General features: G+C 41.4%; 17 protein-coding genes and 1 tRNA gene. 4 read left to right on the forward strand and 14 right to left on the reverse strand.

Annotation, left to right across the window (positions count from 1 at the left end; genetic code table 11):
• Window positions 1–7: 7 nt before the first annotated feature.
• The 4 genes from AC1DV1_RS15310 to AC1DV1_RS15325 form a co-directional block, all read right to left on the reverse strand.
• A complete protein-coding gene (locus AC1DV1_RS15310; protein WP_477360653.1) occupies window positions 8–706 on the reverse strand; it encodes a hypothetical protein in 699 nt (232 codons plus the stop codon).
• A gap of 250 nt (window positions 707–956) precedes the next feature.
• Entirely contained in the window at window positions 957–1,130 is a 174-nt protein-coding gene (locus AC1DV1_RS15315; RefSeq protein WP_090652361.1) for a spore protein, read from the reverse strand.
• Between the two features lie 33 nt (window positions 1,131–1,163).
• A tRNA-Cys gene (locus AC1DV1_RS15320) sits at window positions 1,164–1,234 on the reverse strand.
• 50 nt (window positions 1,235–1,284) lie between these two features.
• Window positions 1,285–2,034, reverse strand: coding sequence for a TrmH family RNA methyltransferase (locus AC1DV1_RS15325; RefSeq protein WP_477360655.1), 750 nt, complete (start codon window positions 2,032–2,034; stop codon window positions 1,285–1,287).
• Between AC1DV1_RS15325 and tamL the strand changes: the two genes are divergently transcribed.
• A complete protein-coding gene (gene tamL, locus AC1DV1_RS15330; protein WP_477360657.1) occupies window positions 2,025–4,415 on the forward strand; it encodes a translocation and assembly module lipoprotein TamL in 2,391 nt (796 codons plus the stop codon). The two genes, AC1DV1_RS15325 and tamL, sit on opposite strands and share 10 nt — an antisense overlap.
• Window positions 4,416–4,658: 243 nt before the next feature.
• On the opposite strand, the gene AC1DV1_RS15335 is transcribed toward tamL, so the two are convergent.
• Both AC1DV1_RS15335 and AC1DV1_RS15340 read right to left on the reverse strand, forming a co-directional pair.
• Window positions 4,659–5,192 carry a hypothetical protein gene (locus tag AC1DV1_RS15335; RefSeq protein ID WP_477360659.1) on the reverse strand — a complete coding sequence of 178 codons (534 nt, stop codon included), beginning with the start codon at window positions 5,190–5,192 and terminating at the stop codon, window positions 4,659–4,661.
• A 52-nt stretch (window positions 5,193–5,244) separates the two neighbouring features.
• A complete protein-coding gene (locus tag AC1DV1_RS15340; protein WP_477360661.1) occupies window positions 5,245–5,739 on the reverse strand; it encodes a TspO/MBR family protein in 495 nt (164 codons plus the stop codon).
• A 125-nt stretch (window positions 5,740–5,864) separates the two neighbouring features.
• Between AC1DV1_RS15340 and AC1DV1_RS15345 the strand changes: the two genes are divergently transcribed.
• Window positions 5,865–6,227, forward strand: a complete 363-nt coding sequence (locus AC1DV1_RS15345; protein WP_477360663.1) for a hypothetical protein — start codon at window positions 5,865–5,867, stop codon at window positions 6,225–6,227.
• A gap of 125 nt (window positions 6,228–6,352) precedes the next feature.
• Here the strand turns inward: AC1DV1_RS15345 and AC1DV1_RS15350 are convergent, their stop codons facing one another.
• A complete protein-coding gene (locus tag AC1DV1_RS15350) occupies window positions 6,353–6,769 on the reverse strand; it encodes a hypothetical protein (RefSeq protein WP_477360665.1) in 417 nt (138 codons plus the stop codon).
• A gap of 129 nt (window positions 6,770–6,898) precedes the next feature.
• On the opposite strand from AC1DV1_RS15350, the gene purU reads away from it, so the two are divergent.
• Complete coding sequence (gene purU, locus AC1DV1_RS15355) at window positions 6,899–7,726, forward strand: formyltetrahydrofolate deformylase (RefSeq protein WP_477360667.1); 828 nt, start codon at window positions 6,899–6,901, stop codon at window positions 7,724–7,726.
• Between the two features lie 134 nt (window positions 7,727–7,860).
• Here the strand turns inward: purU and AC1DV1_RS15360 are convergent, their stop codons facing one another.
• The 4 genes from AC1DV1_RS15360 to AC1DV1_RS15375 form a co-directional block, all read right to left on the reverse strand.
• A complete protein-coding gene (locus AC1DV1_RS15360; protein ID WP_477360669.1) occupies window positions 7,861–9,321 on the reverse strand; it encodes a glycoside hydrolase family 30 protein in 1,461 nt (486 codons plus the stop codon).
• Window positions 9,322–9,617: 296 nt separating this feature from the next.
• Complete coding sequence (locus tag AC1DV1_RS15365; RefSeq protein WP_477360672.1) at window positions 9,618–9,995, reverse strand: chorismate mutase; 378 nt, start codon at window positions 9,993–9,995, stop codon at window positions 9,618–9,620.
• 244 nt (window positions 9,996–10,239) lie between these two features.
• The gene (locus AC1DV1_RS15370; RefSeq protein ID WP_477360674.1) at window positions 10,240–10,599 is read right to left on the reverse strand and encodes a hypothetical protein; all 360 of its coding nucleotides are present in this window, start codon (window positions 10,597–10,599) and stop codon (window positions 10,240–10,242) included.
• A gap of 253 nt (window positions 10,600–10,852) precedes the next feature.
• The gene (locus AC1DV1_RS15375; RefSeq protein WP_477360676.1) at window positions 10,853–11,272 is read right to left on the reverse strand and encodes a pentapeptide repeat-containing protein; all 420 of its coding nucleotides are present in this window, start codon (window positions 11,270–11,272) and stop codon (window positions 10,853–10,855) included.
• 172 nt (window positions 11,273–11,444) lie between these two features.
• On the opposite strand from AC1DV1_RS15375, the gene AC1DV1_RS15380 reads away from it, so the two are divergent.
• On the forward strand, window positions 11,445–11,609 hold the full coding sequence (locus AC1DV1_RS15380) for a hypothetical protein (RefSeq protein ID WP_477360678.1): 165 nt from the start codon (window positions 11,445–11,447) through the stop codon (window positions 11,607–11,609).
• Between the two features lie 299 nt (window positions 11,610–11,908).
• Here the strand turns inward: AC1DV1_RS15380 and AC1DV1_RS15385 are convergent, their stop codons facing one another.
• The 3 genes from AC1DV1_RS15385 to AC1DV1_RS15395 form a co-directional block, all read right to left on the reverse strand.
• Complete coding sequence (locus AC1DV1_RS15385) at window positions 11,909–12,454, reverse strand: pyridoxamine 5'-phosphate oxidase family protein (RefSeq protein ID WP_477360680.1); 546 nt, start codon at window positions 12,452–12,454, stop codon at window positions 11,909–11,911.
• A 254-nt stretch (window positions 12,455–12,708) separates the two neighbouring features.
• Window positions 12,709–13,089, reverse strand: a complete 381-nt coding sequence (locus AC1DV1_RS15390; RefSeq protein WP_477360682.1) for a hypothetical protein — start codon at window positions 13,087–13,089, stop codon at window positions 12,709–12,711.
• Window positions 13,090–13,295: 206 nt separating this feature from the next.
• Complete coding sequence (locus tag AC1DV1_RS15395; protein WP_477360684.1) at window positions 13,296–17,798, reverse strand: SMEK domain-containing protein; 4,503 nt, start codon at window positions 17,796–17,798, stop codon at window positions 13,296–13,298.
• Between the last annotated feature and the right edge of the window lie 95 nt (window positions 17,799–17,893).

Consider the following 17,893-nt stretch of genomic DNA (forward strand, 5'->3'; position numbering starts at 1 on the left):
GATATTATTACAAGCCCGATTTGATACTATTGTAAGGCATGCCCAAATCATCGATGGAATATTGGGTAAGTATGCTATCTTTTATGGTGATATAATCTCCGCGGTCGGTAACAAACCATTTTTCGATACCATCCTTAGTAACCACAGTTGGGATAGTTGCAGATACCACTTTGCCGGTTGTATCTAATTCCAGGATGTAAAATTCCTTTTTCGGGTCTGTTAAATCCCTGAAGGGAATGATGACGGTATGGTTGTTATCATCAATAAAGTGTCCGAAAAAGTTCTGATCTTTTAATTCCTTTGGATGAAAATTAATCAGTTTTTGGGCCATTTGGGCAGATACGCCGGTTATTTTCAGCCTTACCACGTTGCCTTCCGAATCTTTTAAAGTATCCTGCATGGTTGCCGTTTGGGCGCTGGGATATTTGGCAATCGCGTAAAAATTATTCGACCCGGTATTTTTATCATTATGGCCGGGTAGCATGTAGCACAGTTGCAGGTTGGGCAAAGCAGCACTGTCCGATTTTATTTTTCCGGCGATGCCAAGCAGTTGTTCTTTAGTAAGCCGGGTTTTAATATTAACGATAACCTTACTGGCAGTATCTGATTTGGTTACCTTGGATATACTGTAATAAGCAACGTCTTTTTTTGTACAGGCGGATGCCAGCAAGACAACCGATAATATATATACAGATAGATTTTTCATAGTGGGCAAAGATAAACACGATTTTTCACTCATGCTCATTTTTTAAAGGTGTTCAAGAGGGCTGCGCGATTCAACATCTGGCAGCATTTGCAAAATTTTTGTTAGGTGGATGAATGGATAAAATCCCGTAACTATTGCCAGGAAAATCCCGGCCAGGAAAATTTCGCCCAATAAAAAAATCCCACCGGTTTCTGAAACCAGCAGGATTTATAAGATCTTTTTAAGCGCCAGGCGCCTTAAAACAGATAGATTATTTACCGGCAGCGATAGCCAAAGCTTCGTTGTTTTTTTGGATTTGGTTGCCTTTTTTCTCGGCAGAACGGCTTCCGTACTCAAGGTTAGTAGCCAGTTTTAAAAACTGAACTTCTAAACGTGAAGTAGTTTTGTTTTTTCTATCTTTTCTTTTTAAACGTGTAACGCCCATGGTGTTGTTATTTTAATGTTTTTAATACCCTTGAGGTCGGGAGCGGATTCGAACCGCTGTAAAAGGTTTTGCAGACCTCTGCCTAGCCACTCGGCCACCCGACCCTAATTTTAGGATTGCAAAAATAGTAATTTATTTATTGCAAAGCCAATATTTATTTCATTGAATTTCTTTTTATTTCAGAACACAGTATGGCAGTGGCTATTGCCACATTCAATGACTCGGCCTGGCCCGCCCTCGGGATGGTTATTTTAGTGGTTATTAACCGCTCAATATCAGCGCTTATGCCGTTGCCTTCGTTGCCCATCACCAATAATCCCTCGTCGCCAAAAGTGGTATTGTAAATATTCTCTCCATCCAGCATCGCCCCAAATATCGGCAATTTAATTTGTTGCAGAGCCTGCGCCAGCGTGGTATAATGCACATTTACCCGCGCCAACGAGCCCATGGTGGCCTGTACTACTTTGGGGTTGTATACGTCAACGGTATCCTCGCTGCATATGATGTCATTAATACCAAACCAATCGGCAGTGCGGATAATGGTACCCATATTGCCGGGGTCCTGTATATTATCCAACACTAAAGAAAACCTTTGTTTAAGGCTATCGTAATTTAAAGTTGGCCATATTGGTATTTTAACCAAACCAATTACCTCCTGCGGCGTTTTCAAAGTGCTGATTTTTTCGATATCCTTCACCGAAATCTCTTGAAAGTTTATTTTTCGGGATAAATTCAGCATTTTTGGGGCAATTGCGCCGGTATGGTATACCGTATCAACCTGGTAACGTGAACCTGTAAATTCAACAACTGATTTATAGCCTTCAACCAGGAAAAAACCATGCTCCCTGCGAAATTTTTTATGTTGTAAGGATGTTAATAAACTGATTTGTGATTTTGAAAGCATACAAAAAACCTGCTGGTTGCCGTCTTGCAATATTAAGTATTTTACTGCTCATAATCGGCTCGGGCTGTAGCCTAACCCGTGGCATCAGCAAAAATCAAACCCTGGTGCGTAAAATTACCATAAAAGGTATTGATGAACAGTTTGCCGAAGCCGCGTTAAATTATGTTGATAAAGAACAACAGCCAAATAACAAGCTTAACCTGCAATTTTATTATTGGTTTAGCAATCATGGTAAACGCAACATAGGCGAGGCCCCTACTTTACTTGATAGTAACCTGGTTGAATACTCGCGTTTCCAGATGGAAAAGTTCATCCAAAACCGGGGTTATTTAAAAGCAAAAGTTACCGATAGCGTTATCATCAAAAAGCAACGCGCCGAAATAGTTTTTACTACCGTAGAAGGCCCGATGTTCCACATCCGTAAGCTGGTAGATAGCATTCCGGATAAAAAAATTGCCAACCTTTACCACGCCAACCGCAACAATATGTCGCATATACAACCCGGAGGGCGTTTTGACATGGATAGCCTGGCGCATGACCGCGATGAACTTTACCTGCTGATGAAACGTAACGGCTATTTTGACTTTTACCGCCAGTATGTAAATTTCACCTACGATTCTACCTTCAACAGCAGCGTGGTTGATATTAAAATGATGATTGATAACCCGGCAGGCAAAACAGAACACCCGGTTTATAAAATTAATAATACGCTGATAACCATATCTGCCAGTAACGGCAAAACCACCGGCAAAGCAGATACTTTGCAGGTCGATTCGCAATTCAGGTATGTTGATTTCTCGCATCGGTTTAAACCGCGGGTAGTAACGGATTATACTTTCCAAAAAAAGGGGCAATTATTTGATATCGACAAACAAACCTTAACTACAACCAGACTGTCGGAGTTAAACGTTTTCCGTAATGTGCCCAACCCAACTTATGAAAAACTGGCCGATAGTACGCACCGCCTGAATACAAAAATTGATATAATACCCCTTAAACATTATTCAGACCGGGTTGAAGGCGAGTTCCTGTTTGYCAATGGCAGGTACGGCTACAATGTGGGCAATACCTTTACCAACCGGAATCTTTTTAGCCAGGCAGCAATCCTGCAACTAAAACTCAACTGGAGTATTTTGTTTGATAACGGATCAAACACTACCAATAATGACAATATACAAAACCAGGAGTTTAGGGCCGGGGCAAATTTAATTTACCCTCGTATTATATCGCCTTTTAACTTCCCGCTTTTAGGAAAATTTGGCGTACCCCATACGACTTTCTCAACCAATTACTCTTTATTTTACCAAAAAGGGTTGGTTACACGCCAAAGCTTTATAAATTCCATAAGCTATGATTTTTATGAAACTGCCCGTAAGCTTCATACCATTACCCCTATCAACATCGAATTTTCAAAAGGGGTTATTGATCCTGCCGCCTATGACAGTTTACTGGCTTATAACCGGTTTGCTTATATAAAATTAATAGGCCGCACAGTTTTCACAACAGGCAGTCAGTACACGTTTCAATACAATGCCATTGAGTTAAACTCTTATGGCAACTTTTTATATTTCCGCGGAAACCTGGATATAGGCGGAAACTTCTTAAGCCTGTTAAGCAATACTTTTAACACATCAAGAGACGCCGATAATAAACGTACCTTTTTAGGGTATACTTTTAGCCAGTATGCTAAAGCTGAAGGCGATATGCGCTTTTACCGTACACTGGGGGGTGAAAAACAATTTGTTTTTCGTATTAATCCTGGCATCGGGGTTCCTTATGGTAATAGCGATCAGTTAATATTTGAAAAAAACTTTTACGGCGGCGGCGCCAATGATATGCGCGCCTGGCTGCCGCGCACATTGGGTCCCGGCAATTTTAACAGGGCGACATATTACGGCACAGACACCACCGGGCGTACCCGTTATAAATATCTTGACCAGTTTGGCGAAATAAAATTGGTGGCCAACGCCGAATACCGGTACAAACTGATCAATAACTTTTTTGGTGCCAAGCTTAAGGGGGCTGTTTTTGTTGACGCAGGCAACGTTTGGCGCCTGGGCAAAAAAGCAGAGAGCCCTAATGGCGAATTCAGGTTTGATAACCTTTGGCAGTCAACTGCAATTGGCGTAGGCACCGGCTTAAGGTTCGATTTAAGCTTCTTTGTATTCAGGTTGGATATGGCCTTCAAGTTCAAAGATCCGCAGTTTAGCGGCAGCGATCAATGGGTACTTATTAAACACGCCGACGAACTGTTTAAATCGGGAAGCTTTAAAGAGGCTTATCTAAAAGCCAACGCCACCGGCGTTGATAGCAAAGGCAACGTTGTTGGCGATAGTTACAATTTTATGCAGCTAAACTTCGGGATAGGGCTGCCTTTTTAATTATTGAATTATCGATTTAGTGAATTATTGAATTAGGAAGATTGGCAGGCTATTCAGTTTATAGTTATGTGATCCCCAATAATCTAAAATCCCAATGAACCATCTCTTCTCGAAAATCGCGAATATTCTACGTGGACTTGAAATAGTTCACCGGATGCGCAGCAGCTTGTACAGTAGCATTAAAGCCTTTAGCCCCTTGTCAAAAAGTCTTGATTCCTGGCTCTTGATTCTTGGCTCCTTTCGCTAAAGCATATTCTTTAGCCCGTCAATTATGCTTTCAAAAAATGTTGGGATACTGAGGTTATTGTGATAGTTAAAATACAGGAAGATACAAAAGATGATTACTGCTATAATAATAAACCGCTTAAACATATAAGCCAGCAAAACTAATATAAGCGGTATGGCAACTAAAAGCACCCAGCTTATGTGCCATGGGCTTAGTTTACTATCGTGCTTGTATATGTAATAAAGTATGGCGTGGGTGCCGGTTTCGTTCATATGCTTGGCATACAAAAACGTCGACCGGTCTATTTTTTGGCGATAAAACGCAACTCCTTTTTCAAATTTAAGCTGGTATTCAAATCCGTTCATCACAAAGGTGAACAGGCCATTCACTTTCTCCTGCGTTACGCCCGCGGTGTCGGTTGCTACTATGGCCACCTGGTCAATCGCAAAAGGATTTTCTTTAACTACAAAATGATTTATGGTTATGGCATCAGCAAAAACAAAACTGTGGGCTGCTGTAACAAAGCAAAGTAAAAGCAATATTTTTTTCATCTGTCAATAAACCTTCAGTAAAATGTACGCAATAAAAATAGTGTTTTTTACACTACTTATTCAGCAAATAAATAGCAGCGTTAAGTACCGCGGCAAAACTTACCCAAACCAAATAAGGCCATAACAACCGGCCCGCGACCTTGCTAAACTTGTAAAACCAGTTGATGTTTAGTATAATAGTTAACCACATTAAAATGATAACAATAAGTGCCCCCCCTACCTGGTGTAAACCAAAAAACACTATCGACCATGAAAAATTCAAGGCGAGTTGTGTAAAGTAAATACCGCGTGCTATGATGTATACAGGCTTACGGCTGCGGTGTTTCCACACCAGGTAAGCTGCAGTAGCCATCATGATGTATAGTACCGTCCACACCGGCGCAAACAGCCATGGCGGCGGATTAAACGATGGCTTTTTAAGTGTGCTGTACCATCCGGCAATTTCGGGCCGTGTAAATAGCGAAGCCACAAAGCCAACAGCCAGTGTAATTATTAAACTGATCAGGAACGGAAAAAATTGAAACTTTCTGGGTACGGCCGGGATCATCGTTTAGTTAACCATCAAAAATGCAATAAGTTTGCCGGATATTTACAATACGATTATCCAAACAAGCATTAAAAAAACACAAATGTGTTAGTTTAGCGGTAACTGCCAAAGTTGGCAAAAATAAAATGATAAAGACTTTTAAACTATATACCGGTGCCGACGGGCACTCGCATGTACAAACAGGCACAGTAGCCGAAGGCCTTTTTAACCAGGTATCAAGCATCAGGTTCCAGGAATCGCCGCCACATTCGTTTTTTGATTGGCATAATGCCCCTGCCGAGCAGTATGTGATAACCTTATCAGGAACTCTTGAGTTTGAAACCCGCCCTGGCGAAACTTTTATTGTGCGACCCGGCGAAATACTGATTGCCCTGGATACCACCGGAACCGCTCATAAGTGGAAATTAGTTGATGACCAGCCATGGCGACGAGCTTACGTTGCTTTTGATGCCGGCCATGAAATAAATTTTGTGCCGGACGAAGTGTAAAAAAAGCCATGCTGGCCTGGCATTGCTACCAAGCCAGCCCCCTGCTTGCAAAACAATCGGTTTGCCTTGCTTGCAGGGCCCGGATGTTGCCCCCGATGGCTTTACCGGATGACTTTTAAACTTCTTTAATCAGGCTTAATCCGTACGTAAACAGTACTAAAGCCATCAGAAATGAATATATCGTTTTGATATAAGGTATCGTTGCGGATAATAAAAGCGGTAGGGTTTTGGTTATTAATCTTCAACAGGTCAAAAGTTTCGGTAGCCGAATATTTATAGTTCCTGGTTATCGAAAACTTACCCGATAAGGTAAGCGAATCTTTTTTATACATTTTAAAAGTACTATCGGCACCATAAACCTGGGTAAATGAGTAACCCGAGTTTTGAGGTGTGAGGGTAACCCCACCAATGCCACCAACAGATTTTACCCACCGCCAACTGCCGGTTATTTGTGTAGATGCCGGGCCCGGCAAGCCATCTTTATTACATGAACTAACGCTGCAGAGTACCAGCGCGGCAAATAACAGGATAAAGTATCTCATTTTATTAGGTTATATAAAGCATTACGCAAGCATTTAAAGCTTTGCTACAGCACATTACAATTTTCTGCAAAAATTATTTTATATAACTACTTATGTTATTTTGCAGCAAATTCTTTGTATCATTAAACCATGATTATAGTCATTCAATGTAAAGACCAGGTGGGCCTGGTTGCTTACATAGCAGCCATATTGGCCAGGCAGCATTTAAACATCGTATCCATGCGCGAACATGTGGATCAAAACGAAGGTTTATTTTTTATGCGGGTTGAAGTTGATGATAACCCCGAAAGTGCACAACTGGAACAACTATTAAAACGGCTGCTGCCCGATGGTGCCGTGGTGCTGGTAAACCCCCTCCCCCACAAAAAGGTGGTGGTGCTGGTAACTAAAGAATACCACTGCCTTGCCGATATACTTATTCGTAATTATTTTAAAACATTGGGCGCTACTGTGCAATGTGTTATTGGTAATCATGCTACACTACAAAATATTTGCGAACGCTTTGATATGCCTTTTCACCACATATCCCATGAAGAAGGCACCAAAGAAGAATTTGAACAAAAGGTAATTGAAACCGTTGAACGGTACACGCCCGACTATGTTGTGTTAGCTAAATACATGCGTATCCTGTCGCCAAATTTTGTCAGCAAGTTTCCTATGCGCATCATCAATATCCACCACTCGTTTTTACCTGCCTTTATTGGCGCAAATCCTTACCGTAAGGCTTTTGAACGTGGTGTTAAGTTAATTGGTGCAACAGCACACTTTGTATCAAATGAGCTTGACGAAGGGCCTATCATCGCCCAGCAAATTATCCCGGTTAATCATACGTTTACAGCAGCAACCATGGTAAAGGCAGGGCAGGAAATTGAAACTTCCGTATTGGCCAGAGCGCTTAAGCTGGTGTTTGAAGACCGCGTATTTGTGTCAAAAAACAAAACCGTAATTTTTGAGTAACCGCGTTCAAGTCGCTAAATCCCAATATATCAAAGTTGATATTTGACTTTTTAATTTTGACTTAAAACGATAATGGTGGACCATAAATGATCCACCATACATCTGAGATTTAGTTGATTATAAAAAGATCTTTGTTACTCTACTACAAGTGTGGCAATGGAATGTGGCTGGCTGGTTGTTTTAGCAGCTTTACCTTTTATCCACAGGCTATATTCAATTTTTTCGTCGGTTTGATTCATCACTATTACGGATAACTTGCCGTTAGGGTTTAGGTAAGCGGTAGTTAATAATTTGTCGCGGCTGGCTACGGCCGCAACCCGCTTAGCACCAGGCTGAATGTACTTGCTAAAATGCCCCAAATAATAGTACGAACTGGTGTAAATAAGGCTGCCGTTACGTAAATCGGCATGTACCGGTGCAAAACAAAAGTTACCAACATGGTTAGGGCCGCCTTTTTCATCCAGCAGGATGTTCCAATCCGTCCATGCTACGGTTCCTGCATTAAAGTCGTTTATCATCGCCAGGCCATAACGCTCGCCAAGCGACCAATCGTTAATTTTATTGAAGTCGTATTTTTCGATACAGCCTTCGGTAAAAATGAGGTTTTTAGCAGGGAAAGCCTCGTGCGTACGCCGTAACGATTCAAATTGCTGCCCCGCTCCCGTCCATGTTTCATACCAGTGGAAACCAATGCCCCACACGTATTTAGCGGCAGCAGGGTCTTCAAGAATGGTGCTGGCCTGCTGATATAACAAATCGCGGTTGTGGTCCCATACAATCAGTTTTTTGCTGCTTAAGCCCTGTTTGACCAATGTTGGGCCTAAAAAGTTCTTTACAAAATCGCGCTGTTCCTCGGCTGTATATTTACATGATTCCCAGCTTTGCGATGCCATAGGTTCATTTTGTACCGATAAGCCCCAGATAGGAATACCTTCATTTTCATAAGCCCTTATAAATTTGCCATAAAAATTGGCCCAGCTTTGATAGTATTTTGGTAGCAGTTTACCGCCATGCAGCAGGCTGTTATTATCCTTCATAAAAGCAGGCGGGCTCCAGGGCGATACAAACAAGGTAAGTTTGCCACCGGCAGCAGCCATAGCTTCTTTGATAAATGGAATACGGTAAGCCCTGTCATGACCGATATTGAAAGTTTTAAGCGCTCCGTCGCCCTCTTTGATATAAGAGTAGCTATCGCTCGAAAAATCGCAGCTTTGGATGTTGGTACGGGCCAAGGTGTAGCCTATTCCCTTATTCTTATCATAGTAGGCGGCTAACAGTTCTTTTTGTTTATCCTTAGGCAGCTTGTAAAAAGTTTCGGCAGAGGCATCTGTGAGTGCGCCGCCAATGCCCAGCATGGTTTGAAACGACTTTGCCGGATCAACAAAAACAGATACTTCTGTTTCGCCTGGCTGGGGGCTATCCTGAAACTTTAGGGTTTCGGTAGTTTTAAACCTCATGCCCGGTTCGTTATCAGAAACTATAACACTTACCTTTTTATTCGCGGTGGAAAACGACGCTTTAACCTGGGCGTTTGCCGCGGGTAACTGCAGTAAGCCAGCTCCTATAAAACAGGTAATAATTACATTTTTATTCATGGTTTATCTTAATTGGTTTACCAGCGGGCAATTAGCCATTAGGGGAAGCGGTTCCGGTATCCCAAATTAAGAAAGTTAATTTGAATAAAGCAAATGTGCACCACAATAAATAATTGATTTATAGCAATTTACAGGCAAGTTGATACGGTTTAATACCAATAAAACCATTTTAAATATTACTAATAATCAAGCAGTTAAAAATTCGGGAACGATACCGTAAATATGTTTTGATACGCTAACATACATTTGTGTATTTTATACACTCTGCATGCCGTATTCTGACTGCTGTAAATAAATTATTGGCTTTTAAGTTCCTCTTCAATCCGCAGGCTTTCTTTGTGGATGGCGTTCATCAGCTCGGTAATAAACGTTTCCGACAGGCCTTCTTTTTTACCCGCAGCAACGGCCTTTTCAAGCACCTGCTTAAACCGATCGGCCTGTAATGGGGCTATATTGTTTTTGGCCTTATAAATGCCAATCTCCTTAACCACCTGTTCGCGCTGGCCCAGCAGCGCTATGAGCTGCTTATCCAGCGAATCAATTTTATTACGGCTTATCTTCAGGGTTTGATCGGTGCTTTTAGGGGTCTCCATCGGTACAGATTGCGCGGTGGCTAAATTGAGGTTAAACAAATACATCAATAACAAAACTCCAAATCGGGCGAGTATTTTCATATCCCAATTTAATAAAATTAATCTAATTAATTTGAAGATTTGAAAATGGAGGGTTAAAAGCCAGTCAAAAAATTTCAAAAAACCACACAAATAATGCAAAAAAACGCTACTAATTATCAATTTTCAGGTAATAAATAACAACATCTGGATACTTTTTAATAATCCTTATCGGTTTAACCTATAATTAAAAAAACCAGGGAGCTCAGTCCCTGGTTTTCCGTCAAAACGATCATCCCAAATCTGTTTACCTGTCGCTATTGTGTCCGCGTTTAATCATCTCTTGGACGGCCCTGGCTAAAAACTCTTTTCCGTAATCGTCAAGGTTGGTTTGTTTGCCGCCGCCGTTTATTTCGTAAACAATCTTGCCATGATCGTTCTCGGCTACCAGGTCATCGCTGTTGATACTACAGGATACCGACCCATGGGGCGAAATAGCTTTAATGGCCTTGCCATCCTCGGTAAAGTAGGTTTGGCCGCGGTACTCAATCTTTACGGTTCTGCCGTCGGCATTTTCAATAATGGTGGTGTGCCGGCCGCCAAAGCGGCAGGCTGTGGCCAGTAGCATAAGCCCTGCCAGGGCCATAAATTGTTGTATTTTTTTCATGATGATATGTATTTGTTTCGCGCTCATCACAAAACTAATACAAAACACAGTACTATACAATACATAGTACCATATTTCTTGAAAATAATTTTAGGTAGTATTTTCTGCAGATGACGAGTTCTATTTCCGAGGTGCGTAAGCCTGTGACACTGAGCCTGTCGAAGGGGCGCGGAGAGGCTTTTGCCCACTATGCTTCGACGGGGCTCAGCATGACAGCCCTTTTTAGATACCTCACCCCCACTCCCGCACTCCCCTATATCTTCCCATTCAGCAAATCCTCAACCAAAATGCCGTTGATGGTCATGCCTGTAATATTGCAGCCGGTTATGGCTACGCCTTGCAAGTTGCAGTTGTTGATGGTGCTGTGGCTCAGTTCGCAGTCATCAAAGCGCAGGGGGCGTTGTTTTGCTGCCGGATTGTATGCCGGGTGGCCCACCGGCGGCATACCAATGTTGTGGATGTAGGCCCCGCCAAGCTGCGCGCCTTCAATCTCCAGGTCGCTTAGGTTGGCATTGGTAATTTTAAGTCTGCTCAGGTCAACGTCGTTAAAGCTGGCGTTGCTCATTTTGAGCATCAAAAATGTCGATCCATCCAGATGCGCGTATTTGGCATCAATTACTTTGGTGGTTTCGATGATACTAAGCTTTTCGGCCTGATTATTTGAACTTTCCATAATAGTTTTGTTTGTTAATCGAATTTACAAAGGCGCCCAGGAATTGCAATGGCCTGATCAGACATTTTAAGGGCGTTTTTGCGACAATTGAGCATTGCTGCCTGTAGGCATTATAATCTTTATTATATCAAACTATTTGGCAATGAAACCGTTAGGCTGTAATAAACCAATCATGAAACCGATATTTTTCACGTTAACCAGCCACCTGCGGCTGATGGTGATACCCGATACCGAAGCGCACCTGGACGGGCACCCTGTAATTAGTTATACCTACAGCCTGTTTATAGACAGGGACAGGGACCACGAAGAACAAGCTTTAGAAAAAGAAAGCACCTGACATTTAGACAAAATTAACGACCCCGATTATTTAGGTTTTGTTGCTTTTGAACAACCCGCCAATGTATTCTCCTACACGGCAGGCCAGCATGAATTAAGCATTGCAGAAGTTGAAGAAGTAATTGAACTGCTAACCAAATTCAGGGATAACCCACCCCTTTGGCGCCCAATTGACGATATCTGACTAGTGTTAAGTCAACAGTACTAAGTCGTAAGTATAAAGTTGATTTTTTTCTTCTTTGACTTAGAACTTAAGGCTTTTGGCTAAAGACTATCCGTCAATTTATCGATGACACGACACTAGTGCAGCGCCGTTGGCAACCCATCAAGGCTAACCAGGTTTTTTTCCTTTTTATAGGCCTCCAATCCTTCGGCGCCTTTATTGGCCGCCCATTTGTAAGCCTGGTCGCGCTCACCTTCGTAACTGTAATAAGGTACGCTAAAGCCGCAGGATGTTTGCACCTGGTAAACGTTGGCCACAATAATTTGCCGGGTTGATAGCAGGATATCAAAATGCTGCGCCAGTAGCGGCCATTCTTCGTCGCCGGGCAGCACCGTGTAGCCATTGCCATATAAACGCAGAATATTTGGCGGCCCCTCAAAAGCGCAAAACATAAAAGTGATCCGGCCATTTTCCAGGAGATGGGCCGATGTTTCGTTACCGCTGCCAATAATATCCATGTAGGCCACTTTGGTGGCCGATAATACCTTAAAGCTATCGATCCCCTTGGGCGATAAATTAACGTGCCCACCAGCGGCAAGCGGCGCCGAGGCTACAAAAAAAATTTTTTGTTTTTCAATAAAGGCCTGGTGTGCAGGCTGTATGGTTTCAAAAAACTTTCCCATAGTGGTTCATTTTTCTTGTCCATCAAATTTAATAAATTATTGCAGCTGCCGGGCGTTTATATCTTGTCATGCTGACGAAGGAAGCATCTATTAACGAACTTTTTTACCCCAGAAAACAAAGGAAATAATTTCGTCCTTACGTATCGGGCATTCCTGTCTTGATTCTTGCCTTTTTTTCTGCCGTTGCCTGGGGCCCGCGCTTTACACTCATACTACACAGGCCTTAACCACCTGGCCGGTATCCGTTTCAATCGCTAACGGGGACTACGGGGAGTCGAGTGGTTAGGGGTTACAATAAAATCGTGATTTGCATGTGGGGCACACGCGACACGCGTGCGCCAGCTTAGGGGCGTTTCACCATTGACAGAGGGCTGATTAGTTTCTAAAAAAGTAGACAGGTCTTGAGCATCGGTGACATGTCTTACAGAAATAAAAAATAGTCTATTCTTATATTTAATCAGACATCCGCTGCCGAATCCGCGCGGTTTCATGTCCTCTTCTTTCGCAAGTATAACATGAATAGATGATTTGACAACAAGTTCTTCCACAAACATTTGTTCTTCCATAGTTAAAAGTAAAGGTAATAATTCTTTCCCCACCCCAACCACCTTTGCAAATCGCCCAATAATCTCCAACCGCTTTTGGCTCAAATTAACGAGCCATGAACAACGACAAAAAGCGTTCAGCTAACAACGTACTCAACTTTTACGAAGCCCTTCAAGCCGGCTATGAACGCCGATTGTCAACACGGGATAGTCGTCGAATTATAAATTGGGTAGCCTTGTGAAAATGCACGGGGCTACTTTTTTAAAAAATTTTCTGAATTAGGTGCTAATAAGCTTTAGAAAATTTCCTTTAATTTCCAAATCAATTCCAGCGCTTCCAACCGTCCGGAATTTGCAAAATGATCTAAAATGGACAGCAAGCCATTAAAATGTTGTTTATCTTTTAGCAATCCCTTATAATCTGCAAGAATGCGTTCCACTAATTTCATCGATTCTTGCATAGTCGTCTGATCGTAGGTGAAATTATTCTCTGCTGCAAAAGTTACGGTATCAGCAGCTAATCCGAGTATATAAGCGGCGTCTGCCGGTAGTAAGAAATTTAACAGTTGCATCAGGTAATAGCCTGAATGCGCGACCATAAAGCCTTTTTTAATTTTCTTGGATTCGGATAGTATCAATCCCAATAAGGATTTAATCTGGGCGAGATAGGCTTTTTTCGCCTTTAAAATACTTTGTTTAGATTTACCCTTTTCCCCTTTATCGACTTTAAAAAACAGTTGCTGAATACAAATATCTATGGTGTGGAAAGGTGCAGAAATTGTGGGGTCATTCAATTCGTGCGTTTGAATGATGTCAAATTGCATACTGATGAATTTTTCAACAAATCCATATAACTCGGCTTCAGTTGTTCGGCCCAGGAGTTCTGCTTTTTTCTTGTTTTTGAAATCGAGGATATTAAAGCATCGCCATATAAACTCCCTGCCAAAACTTTCGTTACCAGAATTGTGCTTAACCAAATCCCAGGCCCGGCTGTTGTTATGATTTAAGATCACTTCCAGCAACAAATAGACGAACATCTTTTCTAGGTCGTCGTTTACCTTGATCTCGTGCAAACGGTCATTAACCAACCAAAGGGCATCAACCACTTTGGTGGTATCTTCCTCGATAACATCTTTGTAATACATGGCATGAATGATCTCATGCAAACAATGTCCTTCTGTTTCATTCAATAGCCTTTGATTGATTGTCGACCAATACTGGTCACTGTCATTCTTGTAGAAGTAAGGAAGCACCCGTAAGGCTTGAAATCGGACGCGCTGCGTATTGTCGTGCATTAACGCGAGTAATTTCTCGGCGACGGCCGGCTTTTTCAGCTCGTATAATAAACTGATTAAGATACTGGTTGAATAAGTGCGTGGACTTGGGGTAAATCCCCCATATTTATTGGTCAATTCGCCTGCCTGGTACTCACTGTAATATCGTACATCGTCAATCAGCTCAAACGCTACGGTTTCAGCCCATGATTTTAGATTCTCGGGGACTTTCTTAAATTTTTGCAGTACGGTGCTCAAATACTGGCTGATCTCTTTGTCACAGGCTTCCCGTAATTTTTCAGGAAATGCCTCCGACCGTAGGTCGTATAGTTGTTTTACCGACTTTAAGTAAGACTTGTAATCTTTTGGAACAGGCTTAACTCTGTTCTGAACATTTAAATGACTTTCATTGAATTCTTCAATTTGCTTAATCAGTGTGTAAGCTTCATGCTCAACAACAATCCCATCACTTATGTCCAGTCTTTGTTTTTCCTCAGCAATAGTACGTTGAAAAGAGATCGAACTTTCCATTCGGTTTTCTTCTTCTGCCGTAACTTTTCCCGTTAAATTTAGGCATTCTATACTTTGATCTAATACCAATTTACCTTCGGGTACACTGCTGAATAGTACACCCTTCAATCTGTTCATCGAAGGCTCATCATAATATTCCAGCATGGGCAAAGAGTAGATTGTCTTCTCTATTTGTTGCTTTTGTTCGAGGGTAAAGAGACGCCACGAGCTATCAATCAATTTAAAGATTTCCTGCCTGGTTTTGGAGGATGAATAGATGCCAGCGTTGCTTAGAATAACTGCGGAGAGTGCTGGATTTAATTCAGGCCGCTTTTGCAGGAAATTGAGCAATCGTGTCCAAAGCATTCTTGAACGGGCATGTTGTATATAAACATCCAGTAACTCATTGACCTCTTTTAGCTTTCCTTCATCGGTTAGGGTGTGCAAATACTCAGTGATCCTTTTAATGTGTGAAAGCGGCCCATATTCTTTCTCCAGTTTATATTCATAAATACTGGCGTCTTCTATTATGGCTGCGTATAAACCATTAATTAAAAGTGTTTCGGATGGCCGAACCTTCCAATAGGTTTCCTTATCTAATAAAAACTGGTCAACAATCTTTAATCCGAATATCAATGATTCTTTCGGGTTCAGCATTAATAAATTCTCAAATTCAGCCTCCAGCCGATGATGTACGCTATTAAAATCCTGTTTCCGATTACTCCTCAACGCCATTACCACACTGTTACCCATAAAGGTTTCCTTGTCACTTATTTCAATGTGATCGTAAAGCGTCTTATATATGGTAAATGCGAAGGCCAAATCATACTTCGCTATAGTAACAATTTCGTCGGCCAGGATATAGAAAAGATGAATATTGAAATCCAGAATATTTAATTGCTTTACTAAACGACTGAGAAGTGGTTTAGGCTTATTGATCACTCCTAAACAATTAATATAGTTGCGCAGTGCCCAATGTTGGCCATTTCCTTCGATACGCATTTTTAACGCAGGAATGCTCAAGGCTTCTACAAAATATTTTAAGTAATTATAACTGATCTGCCCCAGTAATTTAAGGGCTCTATGCTCTGTCGAATATTGTTTGATGGCTTTTTCTGTAAGAAAACCCAATTCCCATATTGTTAAAGGGGCGATCTCCTTTGACAGTACCAAACAAAGTTGAATGTCTTTCAAATGAAGATTGTTTGGCCGTATGAACCTTAGGGCCTCCAGTACTTTACGGTATATGGATGATCTTTCTTCATCATCTGTAATATCGTCAAGCGGCGCAAAATCTTTAGTGGAATTAAAATGATAGGCTAATACGAAGTTCAATATCGTTTGGTGGATCAGTCTAAAAAGCGGTTCAGCAATTGTCCTTAATCTCAAATAATGTTGCCAAAACTTCTCACGATCATGGTTCAGCAGGGTACTATAAAAATAAATGTAACTTGATCTGAACAAAAACGGTTGCCGCTCATTTGCTCTCAAATATGAAATCAATTCGTCTATATCATCCGGTATCGCATATTTAAAAATAGCATATTCGAGTAAGATATTATGAGCAAAAGCAATGTTTTCACGCGTATATGATGTTTCCGAGAGAATCCCATCACTCAACAATGCTTCATAAGCTGTAATATTCTGCTCTATTAAAATGCTTGATTTTTTACAGCTCAAATTTTCATTAGTACTTAACAGAATGGTCAATTTGCGCAAGAATAAATCCTTCGCGGTGTCGTGATTGACCCGTTGGTTCCAATAAAGGGTCAGTAATTGCTCTTCAGTGTGGATATGGAGTTGCTCTTTATCCGGTACAACCTGGGTAAATAAATTAAGGAAATAGGGAATTCTTAAGATATCCTTTAAAGCAGCGTTCGCTTGATGGACCGCATTTTTTAAAGCTTTATGCGGTTTTACTGCGGTTAAAACTTCCGTGTCGGATAATGCCGGGACTTCTGTATAACGGCATCCAATGCCATTTTTTGTTGAACTTTTTGGAAATAGTTCCGCCAGACGTTGCGACTTTAATGCATCGTAGGAACGCGTACTGGCCACCACATGCCAGTTCGGTCCCAAACTTTTTATAGCCGTCTTGATATGTCCTAGCATATTAGCTTTAAAACCTTCATCTTTTGCAGTATCAAAAGCATCAAATATTAAAAGCGATTTGCCTGTTGTATTCGGAAAGTTTTTGAGGGCATCCAGCCAGTTTGATGTCGTGCCCAATTCAGTAGCTAACTCTGACGCATTTCCTTTAATCAATTCATTGATTCTTATTACAAAACAGGGGATACCTGCTTGCTGGTATTTACGCTGCAATTCCGTTATCGTAAAACTTTTACCATACCCAGGGCCGCCTGTGATTAGGCCGCAATCCTCTTGTGTGAATTGAAAAAGATGATCGGTCAGCGCTTTCCTATCGATATAAAACTGGCCTTTTTGAATTGGCTTTATGATTTGTTGTGGCGATACCACCGCTTTTCTTGCCGATTTATCTACAGGATTTGTTTGTTGTGGGTTCAGTTCCTGGTCAAGCAGGTCAAAAAGTGGCTTTAACGCTTTTGCAGATTTTTTCTCATAATATATTGACTCCGTCAGTTTGGTGACATCCCAACCTTCGTAGTTGCTGCCTCCAATGAGCTTTGAATCAAGAAATTGCTTGTCCGCTTTTCGAGAAATAAAGAATAGATAAAAATGCTTGTATTTTACGGTCGAACCTTGTTTGTTTAAGTCTTTAACGACTTTATTATACTTGGTCTGATGTGATTTGTTAGACGTAATTTGAACATAGATTTCACGACTGTCATCCCAAAGGTCAAAGCTTTCCTGATTCAGTTTCTTTCGATTGCCATTTTCAAGGTTCCAGGAAAATATTAAATTCAACAGCTCACAATAAAAGTTCTCTACGTGTATAGCATCATTATGCAGATGAAGTGAATTTGCACTTTCAATATCATCAGCCAGTCGGAAGAGTAGTGTTTTTATTTGGGAGAATAAGGCGGTCGAATTCATTGTTAAAATTAAGTTAATTGCTCAATTTTAACAAGTAGGGCATTCTTATAATCTGTATTACTTATGGAGGAGTCTTCTATACATCCCCCCTGCTA

The sequence above is a fragment of the Mucilaginibacter sp. P4_D1 genome (assembly GCF_056401935.1).

Excerpts from the sequence above, each read along its gene's own strand:
- AC1DV1_RS15310 (WP_477360653.1), bottom strand. The coding sequence starts at position 706 with ATGAAAAATCTATCTGTATATATATTATCGGTTGTCTTGCTGGCATCC.
- AC1DV1_RS15315 (WP_090652361.1), bottom strand. The coding sequence starts at position 1,130 with ATGGGCGTTACACGTTTAAAAAGAAAAGATAGAAAAAACAAAACTACT.
- AC1DV1_RS15325 (WP_477360655.1), bottom strand. The coding sequence starts at position 2,034 with ATGCTTTCAAAATCACAAATCAGTTTATTAACATCCTTACAACATAAA.
- AC1DV1_RS15335 (WP_477360659.1), bottom strand. The coding sequence starts at position 5,192 with ATGAAAAAAATATTGCTTTTACTTTGCTTTGTTACAGCAGCCCACAGT.
- AC1DV1_RS15340 (WP_477360661.1), bottom strand. The coding sequence starts at position 5,739 with ATGATCCCGGCCGTACCCAGAAAGTTTCAATTTTTTCCGTTCCTGATC.
- AC1DV1_RS15345 (WP_477360663.1), top strand. The coding sequence starts at position 5,865 with ATGATAAAGACTTTTAAACTATATACCGGTGCCGACGGGCACTCGCAT.
- AC1DV1_RS15350 (WP_477360665.1), bottom strand. The coding sequence starts at position 6,769 with ATGAGATACTTTATCCTGTTATTTGCCGCGCTGGTACTCTGCAGCGTT.
- purU (WP_477360667.1), top strand. The coding sequence starts at position 6,899 with ATGATTATAGTCATTCAATGTAAAGACCAGGTGGGCCTGGTTGCTTAC.
- AC1DV1_RS15360 (WP_477360669.1), bottom strand. The coding sequence starts at position 9,321 with ATGAATAAAAATGTAATTATTACCTGTTTTATAGGAGCTGGCTTACTG.
- AC1DV1_RS15365 (WP_477360672.1), bottom strand. The coding sequence starts at position 9,995 with ATGAAAATACTCGCCCGATTTGGAGTTTTGTTATTGATGTATTTGTTT.
- AC1DV1_RS15370 (WP_477360674.1), bottom strand. The coding sequence starts at position 10,599 with ATGAAAAAAATACAACAATTTATGGCCCTGGCAGGGCTTATGCTACTG.
- AC1DV1_RS15375 (WP_477360676.1), bottom strand. The coding sequence starts at position 11,272 with ATGGAAAGTTCAAATAATCAGGCCGAAAAGCTTAGTATCATCGAAACC.
- AC1DV1_RS15380 (WP_477360678.1), top strand. The coding sequence starts at position 11,445 with ATGAAACCGATATTTTTCACGTTAACCAGCCACCTGCGGCTGATGGTG.
- AC1DV1_RS15385 (WP_477360680.1), bottom strand. The coding sequence starts at position 12,454 with ATGGGAAAGTTTTTTGAAACCATACAGCCTGCACACCAGGCCTTTATT.
- AC1DV1_RS15395 (WP_477360684.1), bottom strand. The coding sequence starts at position 17,798 with ATGAATTCGACCGCCTTATTCTCCCAAATAAAAACACTACTCTTCCGA.